The 25,346-nt window shown below is 65.4% G+C and carries 22 protein-coding genes, 1 tRNA gene and 1 riboswitch; of the genes, 7 read left to right on the top strand and 16 right to left on the bottom strand.

Annotated features, from left to right (window positions below; genetic code table 11):
* The first annotated feature begins 43 nt into the window (after positions 1 to 43).
* A complete protein-coding gene (locus H143_RS0105080) occupies positions 44 to 1,027 on the top strand; it encodes a LysR family transcriptional regulator (RefSeq protein WP_019937151.1) in 984 nt (327 codons plus the stop codon).
* Here H143_RS0105080 and thiC read toward each other — a convergent pair.
* Positions 993 to 2,906 carry a phosphomethylpyrimidine synthase ThiC gene (gene thiC / locus H143_RS0105075; protein WP_019937150.1) on the bottom strand — a complete coding sequence of 638 codons (1,914 nt, stop codon included), beginning with the start codon at positions 2,904 to 2,906 and terminating at the stop codon, positions 993 to 995. The two genes, H143_RS0105080 and thiC, sit on opposite strands and share 35 nt — an antisense overlap.
* 105 nt (positions 2,907 to 3,011) lie before the next feature.
* Positions 3,012 to 3,119, bottom strand: a riboswitch (TPP riboswitch).
* Between the two features lie 134 nt (positions 3,120 to 3,253).
* Here thiC and H143_RS19980 point away from each other — a divergent pair.
* Complete coding sequence (locus tag H143_RS19980) at positions 3,254 to 4,135, top strand: hypothetical protein (protein WP_019937149.1); 882 nt, start codon at positions 3,254 to 3,256, stop codon at positions 4,133 to 4,135.
* Positions 4,136 to 4,186: 51 nt separating this feature from the next.
* Here H143_RS19980 and proB read toward each other — a convergent pair whose 3' ends face one another.
* The 4 genes from proB to rplU form a co-directional block, all read right to left on the bottom strand.
* Complete coding sequence (gene proB, locus H143_RS0105065; RefSeq protein ID WP_019937148.1) at positions 4,187 to 5,323, bottom strand: glutamate 5-kinase; 1,137 nt, start codon at positions 5,321 to 5,323, stop codon at positions 4,187 to 4,189.
* Between the two features lie 71 nt (positions 5,324 to 5,394).
* Entirely contained in the window at positions 5,395 to 6,525 is a 1,131-nt protein-coding gene (gene obgE / locus H143_RS0105060) for a GTPase ObgE (protein ID WP_019937147.1), read from the bottom strand.
* Between the two features lie 271 nt (positions 6,526 to 6,796).
* Positions 6,797 to 7,057 (bottom strand): 50S ribosomal protein L27, encoded by a 261-nt coding sequence (gene rpmA / locus H143_RS0105055; RefSeq protein ID WP_019937146.1) that lies wholly within the window; start codon positions 7,055 to 7,057, stop codon positions 6,797 to 6,799.
* Positions 7,058 to 7,085: 28 nt separating this feature from the next.
* Entirely contained in the window at positions 7,086 to 7,397 is a 312-nt protein-coding gene (rplU, locus tag H143_RS0105050) for a 50S ribosomal protein L21 (RefSeq protein WP_019937145.1), read from the bottom strand.
* A 275-nt stretch (positions 7,398 to 7,672) separates the two neighbouring features.
* Between rplU and H143_RS0105045 the strand changes: the two genes are divergently transcribed.
* From H143_RS0105045 to H143_RS0105035, 3 genes are all read left to right on the top strand, one after another.
* Complete coding sequence (locus H143_RS0105045) at positions 7,673 to 8,638, top strand: polyprenyl synthetase family protein (protein ID WP_019937144.1); 966 nt, start codon at positions 7,673 to 7,675, stop codon at positions 8,636 to 8,638.
* 23 nt (positions 8,639 to 8,661) lie between these two features.
* Positions 8,662 to 8,738: transfer RNA gene (locus H143_RS0105040), tRNA-Pro, on the top strand.
* Positions 8,739 to 9,110: 372 nt separating this feature from the next.
* Entirely contained in the window at positions 9,111 to 10,490 is a 1,380-nt protein-coding gene (locus tag H143_RS0105035; protein ID WP_033365378.1) for an MFS transporter, read from the top strand.
* Between the two features lie 17 nt (positions 10,491 to 10,507).
* Here H143_RS0105035 and H143_RS0105030 read toward each other — a convergent pair whose 3' ends face one another.
* Both H143_RS0105030 and H143_RS23115 read right to left on the bottom strand, forming a co-directional pair.
* Positions 10,508 to 12,115 (bottom strand): multicopper oxidase family protein, encoded by a 1,608-nt coding sequence (locus H143_RS0105030; protein WP_019937142.1) that lies wholly within the window; start codon positions 12,113 to 12,115, stop codon positions 10,508 to 10,510.
* 116 nt (positions 12,116 to 12,231) lie between these two features.
* Positions 12,232 to 14,313 (bottom strand): methyl-accepting chemotaxis protein, encoded by a 2,082-nt coding sequence (locus H143_RS23115; protein WP_019937141.1) that lies wholly within the window; start codon positions 14,311 to 14,313, stop codon positions 12,232 to 12,234.
* Between the two features lie 189 nt (positions 14,314 to 14,502).
* On the opposite strand from H143_RS23115, the gene H143_RS0105020 reads away from it, so the two are divergent.
* A complete protein-coding gene (locus tag H143_RS0105020; protein WP_196801348.1) occupies positions 14,503 to 15,351 on the top strand; it encodes an undecaprenyl-diphosphate phosphatase in 849 nt (282 codons plus the stop codon).
* Between the two features lie 16 nt (positions 15,352 to 15,367).
* On the opposite strand, the gene H143_RS0105015 is transcribed toward H143_RS0105020, so the two are convergent.
* The 4 genes from H143_RS0105015 to H143_RS0104995 all read right to left on the bottom strand — a co-directional run bounded on the left by H143_RS0105015 (position 15,368) and on the right by H143_RS0104995 (position 18,555).
* Positions 15,368 to 15,808 (bottom strand): MarR family winged helix-turn-helix transcriptional regulator, encoded by a 441-nt coding sequence (locus tag H143_RS0105015; RefSeq protein ID WP_019937139.1) that lies wholly within the window; start codon positions 15,806 to 15,808, stop codon positions 15,368 to 15,370.
* Positions 15,809 to 16,002: 194 nt separating this feature from the next.
* Complete coding sequence (locus H143_RS0105005) at positions 16,003 to 16,386, bottom strand: hypothetical protein (RefSeq protein ID WP_019937137.1); 384 nt, start codon at positions 16,384 to 16,386, stop codon at positions 16,003 to 16,005.
* 121 nt (positions 16,387 to 16,507) lie between these two features.
* Positions 16,508 to 17,491 carry a 3-hydroxyacyl-CoA dehydrogenase NAD-binding domain-containing protein gene (locus H143_RS0105000; RefSeq protein ID WP_019937136.1) on the bottom strand — a complete coding sequence of 328 codons (984 nt, stop codon included), beginning with the start codon at positions 17,489 to 17,491 and terminating at the stop codon, positions 16,508 to 16,510.
* On the bottom strand, positions 17,488 to 18,555 hold the full coding sequence (locus tag H143_RS0104995; protein ID WP_019937135.1) for an NAD/NADP-dependent octopine/nopaline dehydrogenase family protein: 1,068 nt from the start codon (positions 18,553 to 18,555) through the stop codon (positions 17,488 to 17,490). The genes H143_RS0105000 and H143_RS0104995 overlap by 4 nt, the downstream gene beginning before the upstream one ends.
* A 211-nt stretch (positions 18,556 to 18,766) precedes the next feature.
* Between H143_RS0104995 and H143_RS19970 the strand changes: the two genes are divergently transcribed.
* On the top strand, positions 18,767 to 20,029 hold the full coding sequence (locus H143_RS19970) for a GGDEF domain-containing protein (protein WP_019937134.1): 1,263 nt from the start codon (positions 18,767 to 18,769) through the stop codon (positions 20,027 to 20,029).
* A 68-nt stretch (positions 20,030 to 20,097) separates the two neighbouring features.
* On the opposite strand, the gene H143_RS0104985 is transcribed toward H143_RS19970, so the two are convergent.
* From H143_RS0104985 to H143_RS0104965, 5 genes are read right to left on the bottom strand one after another with little or no spacing between them, the layout of a single operon-like run.
* Positions 20,098 to 20,850: an ABC transporter ATP-binding protein gene (locus tag H143_RS0104985; RefSeq protein ID WP_019937133.1), complete on the bottom strand. Its 753-nt coding sequence runs from the start codon at positions 20,848 to 20,850 to the stop codon at positions 20,098 to 20,100.
* Complete coding sequence (locus H143_RS0104980) at positions 20,847 to 21,734, bottom strand: ABC transporter ATP-binding protein (protein WP_026349737.1); 888 nt, start codon at positions 21,732 to 21,734, stop codon at positions 20,847 to 20,849. Before H143_RS0104980 ends, H143_RS0104985 begins: the two co-directional genes overlap by 4 nt.
* Before the next feature lie 44 nt (positions 21,735 to 21,778).
* A complete protein-coding gene (nikC, locus tag H143_RS0104975; RefSeq protein WP_019937131.1) occupies positions 21,779 to 22,708 on the bottom strand; it encodes a nickel transporter permease in 930 nt (309 codons plus the stop codon).
* A complete protein-coding gene (locus H143_RS0104970) occupies positions 22,705 to 23,739 on the bottom strand; it encodes an ABC transporter permease (RefSeq protein ID WP_019937130.1) in 1,035 nt (344 codons plus the stop codon). The genes nikC and H143_RS0104970 overlap by 4 nt, the downstream gene beginning before the upstream one ends.
* Positions 23,736 to 25,346 (bottom strand): ABC transporter substrate-binding protein, encoded by a 1,611-nt coding sequence (locus tag H143_RS0104965; protein WP_019937129.1) that lies wholly within the window; start codon positions 25,344 to 25,346, stop codon positions 23,736 to 23,738. Before H143_RS0104965 ends, H143_RS0104970 begins: the two co-directional genes overlap by 4 nt.

Genomic DNA, 25,346 nt, shown 5'->3' with positions numbered 1-25,346 from the left:
TTTTGTAGAGGCATAAAACGCAAATTGGTTATACGATAAACGTATGATAAATGACGCGGTGAACCTGGCCGGCGGCGCCGACCGTATGCAGCTCATCGAAACCTTCGTACGTATCGTCGAGGCGGGCAGCCTGTCGGCGGCGGCCGAGCAGCTCGGAAATACTCAGCCCACGATCAGCCGCCGGCTGCAGGCGCTGGAGCGTGCGCTGGGTGTGCGCCTGTTGCAGCGTTCGACCCATGCCATGAAGCTCACCGAGGACGGCAGGCGCTGCTACGAGCGCGCCAAGGATCTGATCTCGACCTGGCAGGTGTTCGAAAGCGACGTGCGCGGCGACAGCGAAGAACCCGTCGGTCTGCTGCGGGTCGTGGCGCCTCACGCCTTCGGCCAGCAGCAGCTGATCGGACCGCTGGCGTCCTACCTGCGGCGTTATCCCAAGGTGCGGGTGGAATGGCTGCTGCACGATCGGCAGCCGGATTTCATTGCGGAAGGCGTCGATTGCGCGATTCGCGTCGGCGCGGTCCAGGACTCGTCCATGGTGGCCCTGCCTCTGGGCCAGGTGCCGCGCTCGGTGGTGGCCGCGCCGGCCCTGCTGGGGGATGCGCCCATCCCCCGGGACGCGGCGGACCTGGCGCGCCTGCCCTGGCTGGCGCTGCGCACTTTCTACCGCAGCGGTGTGCAGTTGACGCATTGCCAGACGGACGAAGTTCAGGCGCTGGATATCCAGCCGCGCCTGTATGTGGACAACGTCTTCGCCTTGCGCAATGCCATGATGCAGGGTTTGGGAGCGGCCGTGATCTCGTCCTGGCTGATCGCCGACGACTTGGCTGCGGGAAGGCTGATACACCTGGCGCCGCAGTGGGACGTGTCGGCGCTGCCGGTGTCTCTGATCTATCCGCAGGCGCGCTTTCTGCCGGCGCGCCTGCGCCGGTTCATCGATCTGATGCGCGAATGCGCGCCGGCGGCGCTGGCGGGAGACTTCACCCAGGCGTCGATCACGCCTGGTGATAGATCTCCGATCCCTTCTTGACGAACTCGATCGCTTTTTCCTGCATGCCCTGGTTCAAGGCATCCTTCTCGGCCAGGCCCTGGGAGGCCGCGTAGTCGCGCACGTCCTGCGTGATTTTCATCGAGCAAAAGTGCGGGCCGCACATCGAGCAAAAGTGCGCCACCTTCATCGAGTCCTTGGGCAGGGTCTCGTCGTGAAAGTCCTTGGCGGTGTCCGGATCCAGGCCCAGGTTGAACTGGTCGTCCCAGCGGAACTCAAAGCGCGCCTTGGACAGCGCGTTATCGCGGATGGCCGCGCCCGGATGGCCCTTGGCGAGGTCGGCCGCATGCGCTGCGATCTTGTAGGTGATGATGCCGTCTTTCACGTCCTTCTTGTTGGGCAGGCCCAGGTGCTCCTTGGGCGTGACATAGCACAGCATTGCCGTGCCGTACCAGCCGATCAGCGCCGCGCCGATGCCGGACGTGATGTGATCGTAGCCCGGGGCGATGTCGGTGGTCAGCGGCCCGAGCGTGTAGAAGGGCGCCTCGTCGCAGTGCTTCAGCTGAAGCTCCATGTTCTCCTTGATCATCTGCATGGGCACGTGGCCCGGTCCTTCGATCATCACCTGCACGTCGTGCTTCCAGGCGACCTGCGTCAGTTCGCCCAGCGTCTTGAGTTCGGCGAATTGCGCTTCGTCATTGGCGTCATAGCTCGAGCCCGGACGCAGGCCGTCGCCCAGCGAGAAGCTCACGTCGTAGGCCTTCATGATCTCGCAGATGTCCTCGAAGCGCTCGTACAGGAAGCTTTCCTTGTGATGCGCCAGGCACCATTTGGCCATGATCGAACCGCCGCGCGAGACGATGCCCGTCATGCGGTCGGCCGTCATGGGAATGAAGGGCAGGCGCACGCCGGCATGGATGGTGAAGTAGTCCACGCCCTGCTCGGCCTGCTCGATCAGCGTGTCGCGGAAGATTTCCCAGGTCAGTTCCTCGGCTTTGCCGTCGACTTTTTCCAGCGCCTGGTAGATGGGCACGGTGCCGATGGGCACGGGCGAGTTGCGGATGATCCACTCGCGCGTTTCGTGGATGTGCTTGCCGGTGGAAAGATCCATCACCGTGTCGCCGCCCCAGCGAATGGCCCAGGTCATCTTTTCCACTTCTTCGGCGATGCCCGAGCTCACGGCCGAGTTGCCGATGTTGGCGTTGATCTTGACCAGGAAATTGCGGCCGATGGCCATGGGCTCGATTTCCGGGTGGTTGATGTTGGCCGGAATGATGGCGCGGCCGCGGGCGACTTCGTCGCGCACGAATTCGGGTGTGATCGCGTTGGGCAGGGATGCACCGAAAGATTGACCGGGGTGCTGGCGCAAGAGGCGCCTGGCCATCTTCTCGCCTTCTGGACCGAGGGCGCGCAGGCTTTCGATGTATTGCTCGCGGCGCAGGTTTTCGCGGATCGCGACGAATTCCATTTCCGGGGTGACGATGCCGTGGCGCGCGTAGTGCATCTGCGAGACGTTGGCGCCGGCCTTGGCGCGGCGCGGCGGGCGTTGCAGGTCAAAGCGCATGGCGGTCAGCTTGGGGTCGGCCAGGCGCTCGCGGCCGTAGTCGCTGGTCGGGCCGCTCAGCAGTTCGGTGTCGTTGCGTTCTTCGATCCACGCGCGGCGCAGCTCGGGCAGCCCCTTGCGGATGTCGATCTGCGCCGCGGGGTCGGTGTAGGGGCCGCTGCAGTCGTAAACGGTGAGCGGCGGGTTCTTTTCACCACCGAACATGGTGGGCGTGTCGGCCTGCTCGATCTCGCGAAAGGGCACGCGGATATCGGGACGCGAACCGGTCTCATACACCTTGCGCGACATGGGCAGCGGCGCGACGGCGGCGGCGTCCACTTCGGCGGTGGCGGCCAGGAATTGGGGATTGGCGTTCATGTGGGCTCCAGGGGGGGGCACGCCTTGCGGGACGTGTTGCTGCGTTATGGAGCCGAGCGGGAATGGATTCCGGCCTGATGCGCGCCTGTGGTAGTACCTTGCGCGAAGCGGATGGAATACGCTCCCAGCATCGGCATTATCCGTACTGGTGCGAAGGGACTGTCTCAACACGCCGCCGGATTTATCCTGCGGCGAGTACCCCTGCGTCAAAAGTCAGACCCCAGTATAAAACCTTCCCGCAAATTGCCGTTGCGCGCCATTACAAACAGGGTGCGTATCGCGCTGACGCCCGCGCCCGCGAGCCGGTAAACTTCAAGGTTTCGCCACAAGGATTTTCGGAACGCGCCATGCTTTTGAATCTACGCTCGTTCGCTCCTCTGCTGGGCGCCTTGATGCTGGCGCTGGCAGGTTGCCAGGTCGCGCCGCAGAACCCCGACAGCCCGGTCATTCCCCCGATGGAGCCGGCAGCCCTGGCCCCCGGGCAATCCGAACCGGGTGCCGCGCCGGCGGCGCCCAGTAGCCAGGCTCCTACGGCCGTTCCCGCGCTTACGCCCGTCACGAACAGCCCCGCGACGTTCTTCATCGGCGATACGCATTCCGCCCCGGATCTGACGGCGGTGAAAATGATCGATGGAACCCGCCTCTATCTGCAGCGCGAACCCGTGCTCAAAGGCGAGGACATTACCCAGGCCCATGATCTGGTCGACAAGCAGGGCCGGCACTTCATCGGGGTGCGCTTTACCAAGTCGGGTGCGAGCAAGCTCGCCGACATTAGCGCCAAGAGCAAGGGCAAGCGCCTGGTGCTGATCATCAACGGCAGGGTGGAGGCGGCGCCGGTGATCGGCGAACCCTTGAATCACGGCGTGCTGGCGTTCGGCGTGCCCAGCGCGCTGGGCGCCGCCAGCCTGGCGGCCCGCATACGCGGCGACCAGCCTCCCGGGCTCAAGTTCAAGCCCGCTCCGAAGCCTGAATCAAAGCCTGAACACAAAGTCGAGTCCCGGCGCAAGATCGAACCCAAGCGCAGGGTCGAACCCAAGCACAGGGCCGAACCCAAGCGCAGGGTCGAACCCAAGCACAGGGTCGAACCCAAGCACAGGGCCGAACCCAAGCACAGGATCGAACCCAAGCACAGGATCGAGCTCCGTCACAAGGTAGAGCCCAAGCACCAGATCAAGCCCAAATCCGTCGTCAAACCCAAGGAAGAAACGACGGAAAGGAAGGCCCAGTAGCACGATGGTGCCGGCCGGCAGCGATCGGCACGGTTGCCCCGGACCGATGCTTCAGAGCAAGATCAGGTTGTCGCGGTGCATGAGTTCGGGGTCGGTCATGTCGCCGAGGATTTCGGCGATTTTCGACGAGGGCTGGCGCATGATGCGCCGCGCGTCGGCCGACGAATAGTTGATGATGCCGCGCGCGCATTCGCGTCCGCCCGTATCCAGGCAGGCGACCACGTCGCCGCGCTCGAAATCGCCCTGCACCTCGGTCACTCCGATGGGCAGCAGGCTTTTGCCGTCCTGGAGCAGGGCGCGTATCGCGCCTGCATCGAGCATCACGCGGCCGCGCGTGTGCAGATGATCGGCCAGCCACTGTTTACGCGCCGACCACACCGCCATTGACGCCTGCAATTCGGTGCCGATGCATTCGCCCTGGGCCAGGCGCGTCAGTACGTTGTGTTCGCGTCCCGACGCGATCACCGTGTGGGCGCCGCTGCGTGCGGCGCGCTTGGCCGCCAGAACCTTGGTCAGCATGCCTCCCTTGCCGATGCCGCTTCCGGCCCCGCCCGCCATGGCTTGCAGCGCCAGGTCGCCGGCCCGGCCGTGCGAGATGAACGCCGCGTCCGGGTCCTTGCGCGGATCGGCGCTGTACAGACCGCGCTGATCGGTGAGGATGACCAGCGCGTCGGCTTCGATCAGGTTGGTGACCAGGGCGCCCAGCGTATCGTTGTCGCCCAATTTGATTTCGTCGGTGACCACCGTGTCGTTTTCGTTGACGATGGGCACCACGCCCAGGCGCAGCAGCGCGAACAGCGTCGAGCGCGCGTTCAGGTAGCGGCTGCGGTCGGCCATGTCTTCGTGGGTGAGCAGCACCTGTGCGGTGCGCAGACCGTGCGCCGCGAAGGCCGCTTCATAGGCCTGGCACAGGCCCATCTGCCCCACGGCCGCTGCGGCTTGCAGTTCGTGCATGGAGGTGGGGCGCTTGAGCCAGCCCAGGCGCGCCATGCCTTCGGCGATGGCGCCGGAGGACACCAACACCACCTGACGGCCCTGCTGGCGCAGCGTTGCGATCTGAGCGGCCCAGTGGGCCACTGCTTGGCGGTCCAGGCCACGGCCTTCGTTGGTGACCAGGGAAGAACCTACCTTGGCCACCAGGCGCGTGGACGAGGCGATGACGGAAACGGCGTTATGCGAGCCAGTCATGATGATTGACCGTGAAGCGTGTGATGCGGAACCGGCTGGGAGGGCCGGCAAACCCAGCGCAGGATTATGGCTTATTCGTCACCACCGGGCGGCCGGGTGTCCGCGTCGCTGCGCGTGGTGTCAAAGCGCGGGTCTTCGAACACATAGGTGCCGTCCTGCTTGTCCTGCTCGTCCTGTTCCTTGCGGCGGGCGTCGTCGAGGTAATCCTGCAGGGCCCATATCAGGTCCTGGGTGCCCGAGCCGTTCAGGGCCGAGACTGCGTGAACCGGGCCATCCCAGCCGAATTCCTGGCAGAAACGGTCCTGCGCGGCCTGCGGGTCGCTCACCATGTCGAGCTTGTTCAATACCAGCCAGCGCGGCTTGGCGGCCAGCTCGGGGTCGTAGCGGCGCAGTTCTTCGACGATCGAGCGCGCATCCTGCACGGCGGCGGCGATGGCGTCGAATTCGGGGTCGGGACTGGAGATGTCGACCAGGTGCAGCAGCACGCGGGTGCGTGCCAGGTGGCGCAGGAACAGGTGGCCCAGGCCGGCGCCTTCGGACGCGCCTTCGATCAGGCCGGGAATGTCGGCCACGACGAAGCTGCGCTCGGGCGAGGTGCGCACCACGCCCAGATTGGGGTGCAGCGTGGTGAAGGGGTAGTCGGCGATCTTGGGGCGCGCATTGGAAATGCGGCTGATGAGGGTGGATTTGCCCGCGTTGGGCATGCCCAGCAGGCCCACATCGGCCAGCACTTTCAGTTCCAGGCGCAGGCGGCGCTGTTCGCCTTCTTTGCCGGGCGTCCATTGCTTGGGCGCGCGGTTCACGCTGGACTTGAAGTGCAGGTTGCCCAGGCCGCCCTGACCGCCGGCGGCCAGCGTCACTTTTTGGTTGTGGCGCGCCAGGTCGAAGAGAACTTCGCCGCTGTCGGCGTCGTGCACGATGGTGCCCACGGGCACGCGCAGGGTGATGTCGGGGGCGGCGGCGCCGTACATGTCCGAGCCGCGGCCGTTTTCGCCGTTCTTGGCGCGGTGCATGCGCGCGAAACGGAAGTCCACCAGGGTGTTGATGTTGCGGTCTGCCACGGCATAGATGCTGCCGCCGCGCCCGCCATCGCCGCCGTCAGGGCCGCCCTTGGGGATGAACTTTTCGCGGCGAAAGCTCGACACGCCGTTGCCGCCTTTGCCGGCAAGGACTTCAATGGTGGCTTCGTCGACGAATTTCATGGTGGTGGATTTGTTGTGTTTGGGTTCTTGAGGCGGCTGTTCGTGGCCCTGAGTCCCGCAGGCCGGGCCGGCTCCGAAGAGTCGGGTTTGGGCGCCGCCTTAGGCGCCCAAAGTCCCTTCGGGACTGCCCCGACTCTTAAGTCGCCCGGCCCGGCCTGCGGGACTCAGGGCCACGAACAGCCTTGCGTCTTTTAATACGACGCACGTAAAACAAAAAGCCCTGCCTTGATTATGGCAGGGCTTTCATCGGGGCGGCATGCCGCCCTGGACCTTATTCGGCTGCGACGACCGAGACGATCTGCTTGTTCAGAGCGCCCTTGACGCCAAACAGCACCTTGCCGTCGACCAGCGCGTACAGGGTGTGGTCCTTGCCCATGCCGACGTTCACGCCGGGATGGACGCGCGTGCCGCGCTGGCGCACGATGATGCCGCCGGCCAGGATTTCCTGGCTGCCGTACACCTTCACGCCCAGTCGCTTCGATTCCGAGTCGCGGCCGTTACGAGTCGAGCCGCCGCCTTTTTTCTGTGCCATGTTTAGCTCCTGCTAAATACCGATTACATCAAGCCGTGATGGCTTCGATGCGGATCTCGGTGTAGTTCTGACGGTGGCCTTGATGCTTTTGATAGTGCTTGCGACGGCGCATCTTGAAGATCGTGACCTTGTCGTGGCGACCGTGCGCAAGAACCGTAGCCTTTACCACGGCGCCGGCCACGAGCGGAGTGCCAACTTTCAGTTGGTCGCCTTCGCCCACGGACAGAACCTGGTCCAGGGTGATTTCTTGCCCGATGTCAGCCGGTATCTGTTCTACCTTGAGTTTTTCGCCAGCGGCAACGCGATACTGCTTGCCACCGGTTTTTACGACCGCGTACATGGGGGATTCCTTGATTGAATAAAAGAGCCTCGGGGACTGCGCCTGCTTTGCGCGCACTTGCGCTTCGCGCCCTTTAGAGCAAAAGAGAACCCGAGCCCGCCATTCTAGCTAGAGGCTGTGGAAAAGTCAAAAAGCTCAATCAGGGCAAGGATTTAGCCTCCAAGTTTGGGGACGGATGGCCCCACCCCGTATAATCGCGACGAATTCCCGCCGACGTCCCGGCGCGGGTCCGTTCGGCCCGCGTGCGGCGCGGCATGCTTCGTACCGGATACGACTTGAACCTCCCCGAGATCATTGCTCCCATCGCCGATGACATGAAGGCTGTCGACGCGGTCATCCGCGCGCGGCTCAATTCTGACGTGGTGCTAATCCGCACGATCGGCGACTACATCATCGGGGCGGGCGGCAAGCGCATGCGGCCGGCCATGGTGTTGATGGTGGCGCGGGCGCTGGGCTACCAGGGCAGCCACCACCATCTCATGGCCGCCGTGGTCGAGTTCATCCACACCGCCACGCTGCTGCACGACGACGTGGTCGACGAATCCGACATGCGCCGCGGGCGTGATACGGCCAACGCCGTATTCGGCAACGCCGCCAGCGTGCTGGTGGGCGATTACCTCTATTCGCGCTCGTTCGAAATGATGGTCGAGGCCGACGACATGCGCATCATGCGCATCCTGTCCGAGGCCACCACGGTCATCGCCGAGGGCGAGGTGTTGCAGCTGCTCAATGTGCACGACCCCGAGGTATCGCAGGAGCGTTACCTGCAGGTGGTGCGCTACAAGACGGCCAAGCTGTTCGAGGCGGCCGCCCAGGTGGGCGCCGTGCTGGCCGGCGGCACGCCCGCGCAGCAGGAGTCCGCCGCGGCTTACGGCCGTCATGTGGGAACCGCCTTCCAACTGGTCGACGACGTGCTCGACTACAGCGGCGATGCCCAGGCCCTGGGCAAGAACGTGGGCGACGACCTGCGCGAAGGCAAGCCCACCTTGCCGCTCATTCGGGTGATGCAGGTGGGCACGCCGGCGCAGCAGAACCTCGTGCGCGAGGCCATTCGTACCGGCGATGCCGACTTTGCGGCGGTGGCCGCCGCCATCCAGGCGACCGACGCGCTCGACCATACCCTGGCCGCTGCCCGCGCCGAGGCCAAACTGGCCCGCGAGGCGCTGGTCAATTGGCCGGTTTCCGTTTGTCGTGAATCTCTGCTAGAATTTTGTGCTTTCGCGGTTGATCGTGACCGCTGAAATCCTGTCTTTCCCAGAGCAATCGGAGCGTAGCTCAGCCTGGTAGAGTACTGCGTTCGGGACGCAGGAGTCGGAGGTTCGAATCCTCTCGCTCCGACCAGTTTTTCTGGTCGATTCGATACTCTGGTTAAGGCGGTATAAGTCAGGCATGTAAGCCCGGTAGTATGTAAGCCCGAACTGGCGCACGCGGCGTAGTCCGTTTGACGAATAAGTCGCGGGCGCTGCCACAGAGCGCCATACATCGGGCAAGTGCAATGCCACTTGATGGGCGCCCATCTCCAACGCCGTGTAAGCGGCGTTTGCTATTTGCGCCGCCGCATTCCCTTCGAGAAGGGTCGATGCGGCTGGCCATATCGGCTTTTCGAGAAAATCCGGTAAGCACGCGTCCCAGGCTCGGCCAAGAGTAATATGCCCCGGGCAGCACGGCTACGGGGTTCTGCCGCGAACCTTGTTCCGCCCTCGATTCTTTGCCATGTCGCTGCGTTTTGCACGTACCCAGGTCTATCCCGCAGGAGAGGGGGTTCCCGCCGCCGAGCGATTGAGCGCGATGCTGTCGCTGATGCTGGGCGTGTGCATGTCCAGCCTGGATACGGCCATTGCGAACACGGCGCTGCCCACCATGGCGCACGATCTCGCCACGACCGAGTCGATGTCGGTGTGGATCGTCAGCGCCTATCAGCTGATCATGGCCGCCTGCCTGTTGCCCCTGGCCGGGCTGGGCGAAATCGTCGGCCATCGGCGCGTGATCATGTCGGGATTGGTCATCTTCACCCTCGCTTCGCTGTTCTGCGGCCTGTCGTCCTCGCTGGAGTGGCTGGTCGTTGCGCGGGTACTGCAAGGTTTTGGCGCCGCCGCGGTGATGTCGGTCAACGCCGCCATGCTGCGTTTCGTCTATCCCTCGAACCAGATGGGCCGGGCAGCCGGCATCAACGCACTGGTCGTGGGCATTTCGTTTGCCTCGGGGCCGACGATCGCTTCGCTGATCCTCTCCCTGGCGAGCTGGCACTGGCTGTTCTGGGTCAACGTGCCCACGGGCATATTGGCGGTATACCTGGGGCTGCGTTCGCTGCCCGCCACGCCGCGCGGCAGAGCGTCTTTCGACTATGCCGCCGGGCTGCTATGTTCGGCGTTCTTCGCATTGCTGATCTTTACGCTCAACGAAGCTGCCCATGCGCAGGGGTGGGGCCGGGTGGCCGGCGAGTTCGTGCTGACCCTGGCATTTCTGGTGCTGCTGTTGCGCCGTCAGTCGGGCATGACGGCGCCGATTTTGGCGGTCGACCTGCTGCGGCTGCCGGTGTTCGCGCTGTCGGCGCTGACGGGCGTATGTTCGTTCGCCACGCAGGCGCTGGCTTTCGTGTCTTTGCCCTTTTTATTTCAGCAGGTGCTGGGCTATACGCAGATCGAAACGGGTTTTCTCATTACGCCCTGGTCGGTGGTCGTCGCGCTGGCCGCGCCCATCGCCGGCCGCCTGTCCGACCGCTATTCATCGGGGATGCTGGGCGGCGTGGGCCTGGCCCTGCTGTGCCTGGGCATGGTCTCGCTGGCCTTGCTGCCGCATCAGCCCTCGGTGCCGGACATCCTTTGGCGCATGATGCTTTGCGGCGCGGGTTTCGGCTTTTTCCAGTCGCCCAACATCCGCGCCATCATGACGTCGGCCCCGGTCGAGCGCAGCGGCGGGGCCAGCGGGATGGTGGGGACGGTGCGGCTGCTGGGCCAGTCCTGCGGCGCGGCCATGGTGGCCGCTTGTCTGCATGTGTCCAGCGCATACGGCGCGCTGGCGGCTCTTTGGCTGGGCGCCTTGTTCGCGGGGCTGGCCAGTGTGGCCAGCTTCATGCGCCTGCAGTATCGCTGACGCAGCAGTCGGGTACTTCACTCGACCTGCAGCACGCCCATCATCCCCAGGTCCTCGTGCTCCAGGATATGGCAGTGGAACATGCGCAGCCCCGCCATGCGCTGCACGGTGGCGATGCGCACGACTTCGCTGGGGCGCAGGTTGACCGTGTCGCGCCAGGCGAGAAAGGGTTCGGGCACGGTCTTGCCTTCGTAGGTGCGGTCGAGCACCTGGAACTGCGTGCCGTGCAGGTGGAAGGGGTGGTCCATACCGGTGAAGTTCTGCACGGCCCAGGTTTCCACCTCGTTGCGCTGGCTCGTCATATTGATGCGGTTGGGATCGAAGCTCTGGTTGTTGATCAGAAAGCGCATGCCGCCGGGCAGGCCCATCGGACCCTGGGCATGCATGTGCCGCATGTCCATCTGCTCGGTCATCATCACGGTCTTTTGATCGACGGGCTTGCCCAGCGGCTCGATGGCGCGCAGCCAGGCGGGCAGGGCGCGCGCGCCGTCCGCCGAGGGGGCGAACTGCACCTGCGCCAGCACGTGGTCGGTTTCGGGCGGTACCTTGCCTGACAGGCTCATCTTGCCGCGGTTGTAGGCCAGGGCCAGCAGCGCGGCCTGCGAATTTGCAGCGCCTGCCTGAACGATGATCTCGGCGCGCGCGCCCGGCGGCAACAGCAGCGTTCTGATGCCCGGAATGGGACGCTTGAGCAGGCCGCCGTCGGTGCCGACCTGTGTGAAGGCGCGGTGATCGCTGAATGCCAGCTTGAGGTAGCGGGCGTTGCAGGCGTTCCAGATGCGCCAGCGCTGGTCGCCGTCCACCGTGATTTGCGGCCGCAGGGCGCCGTTGACCAGCACGTATTGGCCTTCGCGGCCGTTCATCCAATCTAGCAGGCCGTTGGGCGGGATGTTGCCGTCGATGTCCAGGCGCAGATCGGTGAAGAACAGGTGCTTTTCGGGCCAGGTGGCCAGCGGATCGTTGGCAGCCCGCACGATGATGGGGCCGGCCAGGCCGCGGAATACTTGCTCGGCGGTTTGCATGTGTGGATGCGGGTGGTACCAATAGGTGCCGGCGCAACCGTGCGGCAGGGTGAACTGGTAGATGCGCGCGGCGCCCGGGACGACGAAGTCCTGCGGATTGCCGTCCTGGTCCGGCGGCACGGGCAGGCCATGCCAGTGTATGGTCGAAGGTTCCGGCAGGCGGTTGTCGAAGCGGATTTCAATTCTGTCGCCTTCGCGCACGTCGATGAGCGGCCCGGCGATGCCGTCCGGCGATTCGTTCACGCCCGCCGTGTATTGCCACATGGCGGTGTCCTTGCCGTCGATGAACGTCTGCGTGGTCGGCTGCGCGGCCAGCGCGGCACGGAACAGGCGCGGTTGCGCAGCCGTGTTGGACACGCTGTTGGGAAGTTTGAACAAGGCGGGCAGCGGTGCGCCCGACGGCAAGGCATCGGACGCGGCGAGCGGGGCGGGCGGCGGCGGCGGGGGCGCCGGTTCGACGGGAACCACCGCGGGCGCGCGATTCATGCCGGGCATCTGCCCCATGCCGGGCATGGCGTGGCCGGCTTGCTGCGCCGCGGCCGGGCGGGCCAGCAGCGCTGCGCTGCCGGCCAGGGTTTGGACGAGGAAATTTCTGCGTTTCATCGGCGGTTCCTGCGCGTAAAGAGACAGGCGGCGCAGTCGCGCCGCTGTGCCTCAATATAGCCCGCTCACGCCGGGTCCGCCGCCCTGCCTGCCGCGGCCTCCGGTGTCGGCAGGCGCTATACCGCGGCGCCGTGCGCCAGCGCCAGGGCCGGCTCCCGCGCTGCGTCCACGCCGTTCTCCAGAACGGTCAGGGTGCGGGTGTCGAGCTTGAACACCGATACCGCTTGAGCCAGGCGGTTGGCTTGGCTTTCCAGCGAGCCGGCCGCCGCCGCCGCCTCTTCCACCAGCGCTGCATTCTGCTGGGTGGTTTCGTCCATCTGCGAGATGGCCTGGCTCATTTGCTGTATCCCTTGCGACTGCTCCTTCGAGGCGCCGGAGATCTCGCTCATGATGTCGGTGACGCGGCGGATCGAAGTCAGGATTTCCTGCATGGTTGCGCCCGCGTGCTGGACCTGCGTGGCGCCGGCCTCGACTTTGTTCACCGAGTCCTGGATGAGCTGCTTGATTTCCTTGGCGGCCTGGGCGCTGCGCTGGGCCAGCGTGCGCACTTCGCCTGCCACCACCGCGAAGCCCTTGCCCTGTTCGCCCGCGCGCGCCGCTTCCACCGCGGCATTCAAGGCCAGGATATTGGTCTGGAATGCGATGCCCTCGATCACCGAGACGATGTCGGCGATCTTGTGCGAGCTGGCCGAGATGGCCGACATGGTGTCCACCACGGTCGCCACGGCCGCGCCGCCCCGGGTCGTCACGCCCGAGGCCGTGTTGGCCAGTTGGTTGGCTTGCTGCGCGTTCTCGGCATTGTGCTTGACCGTCGAGGCGAATTCCTGCATTGAGGCGGCTGTCTCTTCCAGCGAGGCGGCCTGCTGTTCCGTGCGCGATGAAAGATCGATGTTGCCGGCGGCGATCTCGCGCGCGCCGACGTTGATCTCGTCGACCCCGGAGCGCACGGCATGCACGACCTTGGCCAGGTTTTCCTGGGTGCGGCGCAGGTTGTCGAAAAGCCGGTGGATCTCGTTGCGCGAGGTCGAGGGCACTGCCGGCAGGGGTTCGCTCAGGTCGCCCTGGCCCAGGCGCATCATGCTGTTGATGACGCCGCGCATGGGCCGCAGCGTGCTGGCGGCGAGCCAGCCCACCAGGCCGGCAATCAGCACCGCGCCGACCAGCAGCATCGCCAGCTGGATGTGAATCACCTTGTTGCTGGCGGCCAGGAAGTCCGCGCTCTTGCCGTGTGCCACCATCAGCCAGTTCCAGTGCGGGATGCGGCGCCAGGCGATGAAGTCGGTGTGGCCGTCGCCCCGCATGTCGACTTCGGCGGAACCCGACTCGCTGCCTGTAATCAGTGCGCGCACCTCGGGCAGCACGACCTTGTCCAACGATTCGCCCGGCTTCATGCCGTCGCCCGCCAGGTACGACCAGGCCTTTCCGTCGTTGGAGGGCCGCAGCACCGCCAGCGTACCGAAATCAGCCACGCGGGCTTTGTTGACCCAGGCAAGCAGGCGCTGCACCTGGTCGTTGACGTCGACGCGCATGGTCAGGCCGGCATAGATATTCCCGTGCTCGTCGAGCAAGGGCTTGGTGCTCATGGCATACCACTTGCCAAAGCGATCGATCAGTCCCTCTGCCGGCTTGCCAGTATCCAGCGCCCTGGACATGATGTCGTTGGGCGCGAGCTTGGTGCCGAAAATCGGCTGGCCCTTGGCGTCGCGCAGCAAGGTGGCGGCGCGCATCCAGGCGCCTTCGGTCTTGAGCATGACGGCCGGGTCGGCGTTGGTGAAGTCGTGTACATGTTGCAGTGCCGCATCGTTGGCATTGATGGTCTGGCCGCCGGCAACCAGGCGCGGCGCGGCGCTTGCGGCGCCGGTAGCCACCGTGGTGCCGTCCAGCTTGGGCTCTCCTCCCAGCGTCTTCACGAATACGGGCATCAGCGAAGCGGCGCTCTGGCTTGCCGTCGTGAACACCAGCTGCAGGGATTCATCGGCATTGGCCAGCGCTGCCTGCATTTCCCGCTCGACATTGGCGGTAGCGCTTTGGCGGCTTTGCCAAGCCATTACCCCGGCCGCCAGGCCCATGACCAGAATGGTGACCAGCAGCGTAGCGGTCACCAATTTCCAGGACATCGAGCGCACGGCCAGCCAGCCCGGGCGCATGCGCACGACCGTGCCGCGTGCGGAGGACGAGGGATGAGTGATTTGAGCCATGAGTTGCCTCCCGGGCGGCTTTTGGAATAATTTGTTTCACTTATAGGGTAGTTTTCGCCCTCACAGTCGCGGGAATAAACGGCTGGAAGAAAGCCATTTTTCTCGATTGAACCTGGGCATGGCGTAAACTTCGGCGCGTCCGCGAGACCTTGCGCGCGGGCCATGAACAGGAACGCCACGAATATGGATTTGCATTTTCTACAGATATTGATTCTGGCCATCGTCCAGGGGGCAGCCGAGCTGTTGCCCGTTTCCAGTTCGGCGCACGTGATCGTGGCCGAAAAGTTGATGGGCCTAGACCCCACCACGCCCGAGATGACCATGCTGCTGGTTATGCTGCATACCGGCACCATGTTCGCGGCCATCGTCTACTTCTGGAAGGCCTGGGTCGCCACGTATTTTTCGTCGCTTTCGGCCTTTCGCACCAACGCGCTGCGCATCGTCGCGGCAACCGCGGCCACGGGCGTCGTCGGTCTGGCGCTGCTCTTTATCATCAAGCGCGTCGTCTTTCGCAATGCGTCGGGCTTCGAAATCGAACACCTGTTCGGCAATACAACGCTGATGGCGGTATCGCTGATTGCGGCGGGCGTGCTCATCATCCTGGCCGCCCGCATCCGCGAACGTTCGGACGACCTGACGCTGCGTAGCAGCATCTGGATCGGCGCCGTGCAGGGGCTGTGCCTGCCTTTTCGCGGTTTTTCGCGTTCGGGGGCTACGATTTCCACCGGCCTGGCCATGGGCGTATCGCGCCGCCGTGCCGAAGAATTCAGCTTCGCGCTGGCCGTGGTGCTAACCCCGCCGGTCATCGCCAAAGAGGCCTGGCGCCTGTATCAGGCCGCGCATGTCCAGGCGGTCGACAGCGGCCATGCCGTGAACACGATGCACTTGATAGGTCCCAGCCTGGTGGGCATGGTGTTCAGCTTCCTGGCCGGCCTGCTGGCGCTACGCTGGCTGTCAAAGTGGCTTGAGCAAGGCCGCTGGCATTTCTTCGGCATCTACTGCCTGGTGGCGGCCTGCGTGGTGCTGGCGGTGGGCTAAAGCCTGCGTTTGGGGTTTACTCTTCGCAGTTGGCCAATACCTTGAGCAGCAGCCTGCGCAGCGTCTGCCGGTCCCTCTCGCTGATGCCTTTCATGTAGATGGCCTCCAGCGCCAGGGCGGGCTCTAACATGGACTCGAAGGTTCTGCGGCCCAGGGGTTCCAAGTACACGTGCACCGTGCGGGTGTCGGTGCTGCCGCCGAGGCGGCGCACGTAGCCGCGGCCTTCCAGTGTGCGCAGCGAACGCGACAGCGTGGACTGTTCGGTCATGGTGGCCTGGGCCAGTTCGCCGATGCTCAGTCCGTCCTGGCCGGACAGGAAAGCCAGGACGCGCCAATGCGTCATGGTCAGCCCGTTCTGGTCGAGGATGTCGAACAGGCGGCGGTTGATCTGCGTGGCGGTCCGGTTGATCAGGTAAGGCAAGAACCGGTCGTGTCCCGGATAGGCGGAGGCGGGCATGATTCAGGGGGCTGCGGCAAGTCGGCGTCGCGCGAATTGTAGCGATGCGCTCAGCGTCAGTCCGATGACTGAAATCAGCACCTGGGGCACGAACCTGTCTACCACCCCGTAGGATCGCGTCGCCGTCATCAGTAAGTGGCCCAGTCCATCGCTGGACGAGATCATTTCCGCCAGGAACAGGTTGAGGTATGCGATCACCAGCGCGATGCGGCAGCCGGTGAGTATCGCGGTCCCGGGGCCGAGGGCAACGTGACGGGCAGGACGATGGCGGCGCGGCTTGCCGCCGCGGCCTGCGCGGCCCACACCGGCTTGGGTGGCACAGAGCGCAGGCTGTGCAGCGCGGCCCATATCAGCAGAAAGACGACGTTGGCTACGACCAGGGCGATCTTGGGGGGCGAGGCAACGCGCACCCGCGGCGCGATGGCCCCAGGCGAGGGCACGAGTCCGGCGGGCACGAGGCTGGCCAGACATGCCGCCGGCCAAATCGCCGGCAGGCCGATCACGGGCAAGATGGGGCCATATTTCGCGAACTCCGCGATCGGGAGCGAACGCCGCGCCTGGGCGAGCAGGCCGTGCATTGCAGCCCTCCTGTTCCGGTTGCAGCGTGTCGGCCCAATGCGTGAACGCCCTGCGCAGGCGCTCCATCAGCATGTCGGGCGCCACTTCGATGACAGCGATGATGCGTAGACGGCGTACACCTTACTTTCGTTGTGCTGCGTGTTCTTGCGTGTTCAGCGCCAGGATGCGCGCCATGCGCGCCAGCGCGTCCTGCTGAAAACGCTGCACCTTCCCCGCTTCCCAGGTATAGAGGCCCTGTCCGGTTTTCACGCCCAGTTCGCCGGCCTGCATTTTCTCCTCGATGATCCTGGGCGCGGCATAGCGCACGGGGTCAAGGTGCGCGCTCAGATAGCGGCTCGCGTGGTAGAGGATGTCTAGCCCGCCGAAGTCGATGAATTCGGCCACACCCATAGCCGCATAGCGCGGCCCGAACCCGTAGCGGATAGCCTGGTCGATGTCGGCCGCCGTGGCGGTGCCTTCCTCGATCATGCGGGCCGCCTCGTTCATGACCAGGGTCTGCAGGCGCGGCACGATGTAGCCGGGCCTGTCGTTGCACACCACCGGTATCTTGCGGGCTGTCTTCAGTGCGGCCAGCGCGCGCTCGAGCACGCAAGCCGAGGTGCCCGCGTGCGGCGCGACTTCAACCAGCGGGATCAGATAGGCGGGATTGAGCCAGTGCGTGTTGAGAAAGCGCTCCGGATGCGGAATCAGCGCGGACAGTTCGCCGGCCAGCATGGTCGATGAGGTCGAGGCGACGATGGCACCCGTCGCCGTGTGTCGGCCCACGAATTCCAGGGCTTCGCGCTTGGCGTCCAGGGTCTCCGGTACGGCTTCGAAGAGCAGGCAGGCCGAGGCCAGCGCGGCGGGGGCGTCGTCGCGGCCTACCAGCGTCACCCTGCCTGGGGCGGCTTGTGCGGCGGTCGGATCGATGCAGCCCAGCGACAGCATCGTGTCGAACATGCCCTGCAGTTCGGCGCGCGCTTGATCTTGCAGGCGCTGCCAGGCCTGGGCGGTGCGCGGGCGCAGATCGATCAGGGCGAAGTCCTGCCCGGCCAGGGCATGGGCCGCCGCGATACCTCGGCCCATGCGTCCGGTACCGAATGCCGCGATGGGCGCGCCGTTCACAGCCCTTCCCCGGTGGCCAGTCTGCGCTTGAGTTCATCGGGCGTTATCGCGGCCAGGCCCAGCGCGCCCATGGTACGTGGGCCCCGCTTGAGGTCCTTGCCGCCGATGGCGCCGGCAATGGCGAGCAGGCCGCTGGCAATGGGCGCCGAGGCGCCGCACCAGTCGGCCACCGACACCAGGAAGGCCAGGCCGTAGTGCACGTCCTCGGTCATATAGCGATGCGTCATCAGGTCGATGTTTTCGCGCCAGTCCCCGCTCTCGACCAGGCGCTGGTGCGCATCGCCGTACATCCACCGGTCGCCGACGTAATGATCGCGCAGGGGAAAGTGCGGCGTCTCGTAGCCCAGCTTTTCGCGCACGCCGATACGCTCTTGGTCGAGCATGTCGGCCACCGCGCGGATGGCCGGCTGCGTGCCTTCGTTGTGGATGTCCCAGGACGGAAAGTGCTGCAGGGGACCGGCGTTCATCAGGATGAGCGGCGGGTGGATGATGGGTCCGGCGTTCATCAGCGCGCCGGACAGCGCATCTTCCACCGGCTCGATGGGGTAGCCCTGGCGCAGCACCGCGTATGCGCGATCGGACAAGCGGGCCGGGAACACGCCGGTGGGCAGGCGCGTGGCGTAGCTCGTAAGGGTGACCTGCTGCTCGCCGTGTTTGCGCGCCAGGTAGGGCAGCGTGCCGGTTTCGCAGAAGGCCACCTCGGCCCGGTTGCCAGCCTGGCGCAGGACGCGCCACATCACCAGGCTGCCGAAAGTTCCCGGCGGCAGGAACACCACCTGGCCATCCTGCAGATGAGGCGCCAGCTTGCGCGCGATGTCTTCCTGGGCGAAGGCCGGCGTGGGAACCACGATGAGATCGGCGTCGCGCGCGGCCTCGCCGATGTCGGGGGTATAGAGCGCGATGCGCAGGTCGTGCTCGCCATTTTTGTCCTTCATGGCGATGGCATAGTCTTGCACGCGCTGCGCGGCCTGGCGGCGCCACATGCGGACCTCGTGGCCGCGCAGGGTGAAGTCCGCTGCTGCCGCATAGCAGCCGTGTCCGCCGCCGAGGATCGCTACTTTCATTGTCAGTTCCCGTTATGGGCCGAGCGGTGAAACAAGGACTGCCCGGCCATTTATATGCACGTGCATCAATCCTAAAAAATAGGATGGGCTGGCAGTGGGGGCTAGCTAGGGATTTCCCGGTGGCAAGGTGCGGCCGGCCACGGCCTGGTTGTGTGAATACGTTATAGAATGTGTCAGAAGTTCGATAAACCGAGTTTTGCCGCGGTGGGCCATGCTCACTTCTCTCAGCATCCTGTTTGCGGTCATGACGTTGGCCAATTTCATGAGCCTGGCGATTTTCGGATCGCTGCGTCATGCGGGCATCCCCGGCATCAGCCGCTGGATGGCGGCTAACCTATTGGCCATTGCCGGCATGCTTCTTTATGCATTGCGCGATGCCAGTTCGAGTTTCCTGCTGGTGGTCCTGGGCAATGCGCTGTTTTGCTGCGCGATCGTGCAGGGCTACCAGGGATGTCGGCAGTTTTTCCGACGGCCGCCGGCAATGCTGTTGCCATACCTGGGCCTGCTGATCGCGATCGCGGCTATCTGCTACTGGAACAATATCGAACAGGATTTCGATGCCCGTGTCGTCGTCTTTTCGATTTTCTTCGTTTGCATGTATGCCGGCATGGGCTGGCTCGTCTGGGCCCACCGCAAGCCCAAGCGCCCGTTCTATGCCTACGGTTTCATGCTGGGCGTTCTTGCCCTGGGTGTGCTGGTCAGCGTGATACGGGGTGTCGCCTACGGCATCGGCGCGATGCATCAGACGACGCTGCTGCTGCCCACGCCCGTGAATATCGCCTTTGTATTCACGTTGCTGCTGGTCCTGCCCGCGCTGTCGATCGGCATGGCCATGCTCGCGCATGACGACATGACCGAGCGCCTGGAGTACTGGGTCAACCAGGACGAACTGACCGGGGCGCTGACCCGGCGCGGCTTCTTCGCCAGGCTGCACGCGGTGATCGAGCAGACGAGCAAGGCCAGCGGCGTGTTTTCGGTGGCCATCGTCGATCTGGATCACTTCAAATCCATCAACGACCAGTACGGGCACGCGATGGGTGATCTGGTCCTTACGCGCGTGGGCCAGCTTATCGTTTCCTCGCTGCGCGAGGCCGATGTGTTCGGCCGCCTGGGCGGAGAGGAGTTCGTCATCATGTTCCCGGGTCTGCATCGGCAGGAGGCGGCCTCCAGGCTCGACATCTTGCGCGTGAGCCTGCGCGACGATTATTCCCGCACGGTGGACGACGCCGTGCCGGTTTTCACATTCAGCGCGGGGGTGGACGAATACCGCGCCGGCGAACCCATGGAAAATCTGATGCGGCGCGCCGACACGGCACTGTATGCCGCCAAGGCCCAGGGCCGCGATCGCGTCGTGGCCGCCGACGACATGCCGTCCGGTCCTGGGCCCGGACCCGGTCCGCAGGGCCTGCCCGGCGCCATAGACGAAATGGCCGGCCAGCTCGGGATCCGCACGACCATCAGGGCGGACGACTGAGCGCGAACCGGCTTACGGGCGCTGCGATTCCCGCGCCGCCCCGTCTTGCAGGCCTTGCCGCTATCCGCTCATGCCGTACGGCGGCGATAGCCCTGGGCGGCCTGCAGCAGGCTGCGCGTGTATTCGTGGGCGGCCTGTCCCTGCCGGAGCGCCTCGGTGGTCGTGTGCTCGACGATCTCGCCCTGGCGCATGACCGCGATGCGCGAGCATAGAAAACCCACCACGGCCAGGTTGTGGCTGACCAGGATGAGCGTCAGGCCGCGCTCACGGTGCAACACGCGCAGGAGGTTGAGAATTTCTGCCTGTACCGAGACATCCAGCGCCGAGGTCGGTTCGTCCAGCAGCAGCACGCGGGGCTCGACGATGAGCGCGCGGGCGATGGCGACCCGCTGGCGCTGTCCGCCGGATAGCTGATGCGGATAGCGAAAGCGCAAGGTCGGCTCCAGGCCCACCGAATGCAGGATCTGGGCGATGCGTTCGTCGTGCCGGTCCATGCCGTTGATGGCCAGGGGTTCACGCAGGGTGCGGTCCACGGTAAAGCCCGGATGCAAGGACGCATAGGGATCCTGGAAGACCATCTGCGCCTGGCGCGATAGGCGCCGCTCCGATTGCGGGCCGGGCTGGGACTCGAGCACGATGCGGCCGGTGTCCAGCGGCATCAGTCCGCCGATGGCGCGCAACAGCGTCGTCTTGCCCGAGCCCGATTCGCCCACCAGGCCGTAGGCTTGGCCCGCGGCGACCTGGAAGCGGGCGCCGCGCACCGCCTGCACCGGACCGCCGCGGCCGGGGAAGCAGATGCTCACATCCTGCACGTCGATCATGGTTTGCTCGCTTGCTCGGCCTGCAGCCATGCCGGGTCGCGCTGTATCACGGGCAGACGCTCGGGCTGGTCCATCAGTGTGGGACTGGCGGCGAGCAGGGCGCGGGTATAGGGGTGTTGCGCCTGGCGCAGCTCGGACGCCGCGCAGGTTTCCACGATGCGGCCGGCATACATCACCGCCACGCGGTCGCAGAAGGCGCCCACCAGGGGCAGATCGTGGCTGATGAAGATCAGGCCGGTGCCGTGCCGGGCGACCATGTCGTCCAGTACGTCCAGCACCTGCATGGCCACCAGCACGTCGAGCGCGCTGGTGGGCTCGTCGGCCACCAGCAGACGCGGGCCGTTGGCCGCCATCATGGCGATCATCACGCGCTGTCCCATGCCGCCGGAGAGCTCGTGCGCATAGGAGGCCGCCACCCGCCTGGGGTCGCGGATGCGCACCGCATCCAGCGAGGCCAGCACCCGTTCGTCCATCTCGCGCCGCTTCATGCCGGGATTGCGCAGCGCCCAGGCCTCGCGCATCTGCCTGCCCACGGTCATCACCGGGTTGAGCGAGTATTTTGGGTCCTGCAGGATCATGCCCATTTCCTGTCCGCACAGCCGGCGACGTTCGGCTGCGGGCATGGCGAGCAGGTCGCGACCCGCATAGCGCAGAGTCTGGGCCGACATGCGCGCCGCAGGTGGCAGCTGTCCCAGCAGCGCGCGGCCGGTGAGGGATTTTCCCGAACCCGATTCACCGACGATGCCCAGCCGCTCACCCGGCGCCAGGGTGAGCGACACACCGCGCACGGCCGGCGTCCATTGCCGGTCGGGGCCGGGAAAGGCTATCTGCAGCAGGTCGATATCGCAGAGCGCGCCGGGCGCGTGCCCGCGGCATGCGGGTATCGATTCGGGCCGTGGATCCGGCGAACATCGAGACGCTTGCATTCTCAATCTCCGTGGCGCGGATCGAAGACGTCGCGCAGGCCGTCGCCCAACAGATTGAAGGCCAGACTCACGATCAGGATGGCCAAACCGGGCAGCGTGCAGACCCACCAGGCGTCGAGGAGCACGTTGCGGCCCGAGGCGACCATATAGCCCCATTCCGGACTGGGAGGCTGGGCGCCCAGTCCCAGGAAACCCAGTCCCGCCACGCTCAGGATGATGCCGGCCATGTCCAGCGTGGCCCGCACGATCACCGACGAGGCGCACAGCGGCATGATGTAGCGCAGCAGCAGGCGCAGGCGCGACGCGCCCTGCATGCGGGCGGCGTGAATGAAGTCCGCGCGGGCATGGCGCAGCGTCTCCGCGCGCGCCAGCCGGGCATAGGCCGGCCAGGCCGTGATCGAAATGGCGAGCACCGCGTTGAACACGCCGGGTCCCAGCGCGGCCGCCAGCGCCAAGGCCAGCACGATCTTTGGAAAAGCCAGCGCGATGTCGGTCAGGCGCATCAGCACGCGGTCGACCCAGCCGCCGAAGAATCCTGCCGCCGTGCCGATCAGCAGGCCGATGGGCACCACCACCACGACCACCAGCACGGCGATAGCCAGCGTCAGCCGCGCGCCATGCACCAGCCGCGAAAGGATGTCGCGGCCCAGCTCGTCGGTGCCCAGCCAGTGGCTGGGGCTGCCGGGCGGCAGCAGGCGGTCGGCCAGGACCTGCCTGAGCGGATCCTGCAGCGGCAGTAGCGGGCCGATCAAGGCGGTCAGGGCCAGCAGCGCCAGCACCGCCAGGCCGCACAACGACAGGGGGTTGGCGGCCAGCCGGCGCCAGCGCCGGTAGGCCTGGCCCAGCATCGCCTGCGCGCGCGTGGCGGGCTCGGCGTTCAGGAGCCAGGCGCGGCGGCGCGTGTCCGTAGCAGTGCCGGTCGCAGGCTTCATGTGCGCACCCGCGGGTCGAAGACGCGATACAGCATATCGGTGATCAGGTTGATGAGAATGAACAGGGCGCCGATGGTCAGCGTACTGCCCAGCACGGCGTTCATGTCGGCGTTCATGAGCGCGCCAGTGAGGTACGAACCGATGCCCGGCCAGGAAAAGACGATCTCGGTGAGCACAGAGCCTTCCAGCAGATTGCTGTAGGCCAGCGCGACGATGGTCAACAGCGGCACGGCGATGTTGCCCAAGGCATGACGCCACACCACGCGCCGTTCGGGCACGCCCTTGACCCGCGCGGTGATGATGTATTCCTGTCCCAGCTGTTCGAGCATGAAGGCGCGCGTCATGCGGCTCAGGTACGCGACCGAGTAATAGCCCAGGAGGCAGGCCGGCAGCACAATGTGCGCCAGCGCATTGCGAAAGACGTCCCATTCGCCTGCCAGCAATGCGTCGATCAGCAGGCTGCCGGTTCGCGTGTCGACCATGCCGTCGTAGGCCGGATCGATGCGGCCGGGGCCGGCCACCCAGTGCAGCTTGGCGTAGAACAGCAGCAGGCCCATCAGGCCCAGCCAGAAGATAGGCATCGAGCTGCCTATCAGTCCGACCAAGCGCGCGACGTGGTCGATGGCGCGATTGTGATGCGTGGCGGCCACCACGCCCAGCGGCACGCCCACCAGTATGCCGATGAATATGGCTAGCGTGGCCAGCTCGAGCGTGGCGGGGAACACGCGCAGGATGTCGTTGCGCACCGGATTGGACGTGAGCAGCGACATGCCCAGGTTGCCGTGCAACACATCGCGCACATACAGTGCGAATTGCACGGGCAGCGACCGGTCCAGCCCCATCTGCGCGCGCGCCGCGGCATAGGCGCTGGCCGAGGCGTGATCGCCCACCACGGCCAGTACCGGGTCGATGGGCACCTTGCGGCCGATGAAGAACGTCACGGCCAGCAGGCCGGCGAAGGTGGCCGCCAGCGTCAGCGCCCCGCCGCCGGCGCGCAGCGCCCAGCGCATTGCCGCCTTGCCCGGCATCATTGCTTGGTCAGATGGCGGTACGAAACCAGATCGTTGATCGGTCCGACTTCGATGCCGCTCACGCCCGGACGCATGGTTACTTGCGAGACGCGCTGGAACATGATGACGAAAGGCGAGTTCGCCAGCATCTGCTTTTGCATGATCTCGTAGAGCTGGGCGCGCCGCTGCGCCGACGGTTCGGTCAGGGCCGCGTCGGTTTCCTTGGTCAGCTGCGGGATGTTCCAGCCGTTGCGCCAGGCCAGCATCTTGTAGGGGGAATTGTCGGAATTGTCCGGATTCCAGGCAAACCCCTGCGCATTGCTGTGCGGGTCTATGTAGTCGGCCGACCATTCGCCGATGTAGATGTCGTGCTTGCGCGCGCGGTACTTGGCCAAGGTCTGCTTGTTGTCGCCCGGTATGAGCTCGACCTGGATGCCGGCCAGCGCCAGATTGGCCTGTATCGCCTGGGCGATGTCGCCGTAGGGGTAGCCGTTGCGCACATCCATGGTCACCTTAAAGCCATTGGGCAGGCCGGCCTTGGCCAGCAGGGACTTGGCGCGGGCCACGTCCTGGTGATACGGGTTATCGTCGATCGCACCCAGAAAGCCTTCGGGAAGAAAGGTCTGGTGGACCTTGTAGGTGTGCTTGGCGATGTGGTCCTGGATGCCCTGGTAGTCGATCAGCCACTTGATGGCCTGCTGCACATCGTGCCTGGCCAGGTAGGGATTCTTCACGTTCAGGCCCAGGTACAGCAGCGTGGCCTGCGGCACGGCCAGCGACTTGGCCTTGCCGTTCTTGGCCAGCGCGTCGATGTCGTTATCGCCCAGATTGCGGGCGATGTCGGCGTCGCCGTTCTCGAGCATCAGGCGCTGCCCGGACGTCTCGGGCACATGCTCGAGCACGATGCGCTTGAGCAGGGCCGGGTCGGCATGGGCATCGTAGCGCTGCAGGATCAGGCTGTCGTTGGCGGTCCACTTCACCAGTTTGAAGATGCCCGATCCGGCTTCGTGCGTGCGCAGCCAGGCGTTGCCGAAATCGCCGTTCTGTTCATGCTGCTCCAGCAGCTTGCGGTCCACTACCGAGGCGGGCCAGGCGCCCAGCACATTGAGCACGAAGGTCGGCGAATAGACGTGGTCGGTGGTGATGCTGACCGTCTGGTCGTCGATCTTGCGCACGTTCTGGCGCACGTTCGCGGCGGTAAGGCCTATGCCTTGCAGCACCGCGGCCGCGCCCTTGTCGAGCAGCACGCAGCGCTGGATGGACCAGGCCACGTCGTCGGCCGACAAGGGGTTGCCCGAATGGAATTTCAGGCCCGGGCGCAGTTTGAAGGTGTAGGTCAGGCCGTCGCTGCTCACCGTCCACGATTGCGCCACGTCACCCTTGAAATGCGAGGGGTCGGACAGGTCGACCCGCACCAGGCGATCGTAGGTGTTGGCGACGTATTCCTCGGGCATCAGCTCGTAGACCTCGCCTGGATCCAGGGTCGAGAACTCGTCGAGCATGGTGGCCATCACCAGCATGTCCTTGGGTGTGCCGGCCCGGGCCGGCTGCGCGGTGGCCAGGGTCGCCACCAACGCACAGGCCAGTGTTGTCGATCGCAGCAATGCCGCGCCAAATGCCAGTTTCAT

This window comes from Bordetella sp. FB-8 (assembly GCF_000382185.1).
In the GTDB taxonomy this organism is placed as follows: Bacteria; Pseudomonadota; Gammaproteobacteria; order Burkholderiales; family Burkholderiaceae_B; genus Bordetella.
Note: the sequence above shows the minus strand (reverse complement) of the source record. Positions and strands in the feature narration are given on the sequence as shown.

Bases quoted from the DNA above. Each gene is read 5' to 3' on its own strand.
- H143_RS23115 (WP_019937141.1), bottom strand. From the start codon at position 14,313: ATGGCTCAAATCACTCATCCCTCGTCCTCCGCACGCGGCACGGTCGTG.
- nikC (WP_019937131.1), bottom strand. From the start codon at position 22,708: ATGAAGCCTGCGACCGGCACTGCTACGGACACGCGCCGCCGCGCCTGG.
- thiC (WP_019937150.1), bottom strand. From the start codon at position 2,906: ATGAACGCCAATCCCCAATTCCTGGCCGCCACCGCCGAAGTGGACGCC.
- rpmA (WP_019937146.1), bottom strand. From the start codon at position 7,057: ATGGCACAGAAAAAAGGCGGCGGCTCGACTCGTAACGGCCGCGACTCG.
- H143_RS0105030 (WP_019937142.1), bottom strand. From the start codon at position 12,115: ATGAAACGCAGAAATTTCCTCGTCCAAACCCTGGCCGGCAGCGCAGCG.
- H143_RS0105015 (WP_019937139.1), bottom strand. From the start codon at position 15,808: ATGCCCGCCTCCGCCTATCCGGGACACGACCGGTTCTTGCCTTACCTG.
- H143_RS19980 (WP_019937149.1), top strand. From the start codon at position 3,254: ATGCTTTTGAATCTACGCTCGTTCGCTCCTCTGCTGGGCGCCTTGATG.
- H143_RS0104970 (WP_019937130.1), bottom strand. From the start codon at position 23,739: ATGATGCCGGGCAAGGCGGCAATGCGCTGGGCGCTGCGCGCCGGCGGC.
- H143_RS0105035 (WP_033365378.1), top strand. From the start codon at position 9,111: ATGTCGCTGCGTTTTGCACGTACCCAGGTCTATCCCGCAGGAGAGGGG.
- proB (WP_019937148.1), bottom strand. From the start codon at position 5,323: ATGACTGGCTCGCATAACGCCGTTTCCGTCATCGCCTCGTCCACGCGC.
- H143_RS0105005 (WP_019937137.1), bottom strand. From the start codon at position 16,386: ATGCACGGCCTGCTCGCCCAGGCGCGGCGTTCGCTCCCGATCGCGGAG.
- H143_RS19970 (WP_019937134.1), top strand. From the start codon at position 18,767: ATGCTCACTTCTCTCAGCATCCTGTTTGCGGTCATGACGTTGGCCAAT.
- H143_RS0104995 (WP_019937135.1), bottom strand. From the start codon at position 18,555: ATGAAAGTAGCGATCCTCGGCGGCGGACACGGCTGCTATGCGGCAGCA.
- obgE (WP_019937147.1), bottom strand. From the start codon at position 6,525: ATGAAATTCGTCGACGAAGCCACCATTGAAGTCCTTGCCGGCAAAGGC.
- H143_RS0104985 (WP_019937133.1), bottom strand. From the start codon at position 20,850: ATGATCGACGTGCAGGATGTGAGCATCTGCTTCCCCGGCCGCGGCGGT.
- H143_RS0105080 (WP_019937151.1), top strand. From the start codon at position 44: ATGATAAATGACGCGGTGAACCTGGCCGGCGGCGCCGACCGTATGCAG.
- rplU (WP_019937145.1), bottom strand. From the start codon at position 7,397: ATGTACGCGGTCGTAAAAACCGGTGGCAAGCAGTATCGCGTTGCCGCT.
- H143_RS0104965 (WP_019937129.1), bottom strand. From the start codon at position 25,346: ATGAAACTGGCATTTGGCGCGGCATTGCTGCGATCGACAACACTGGCC.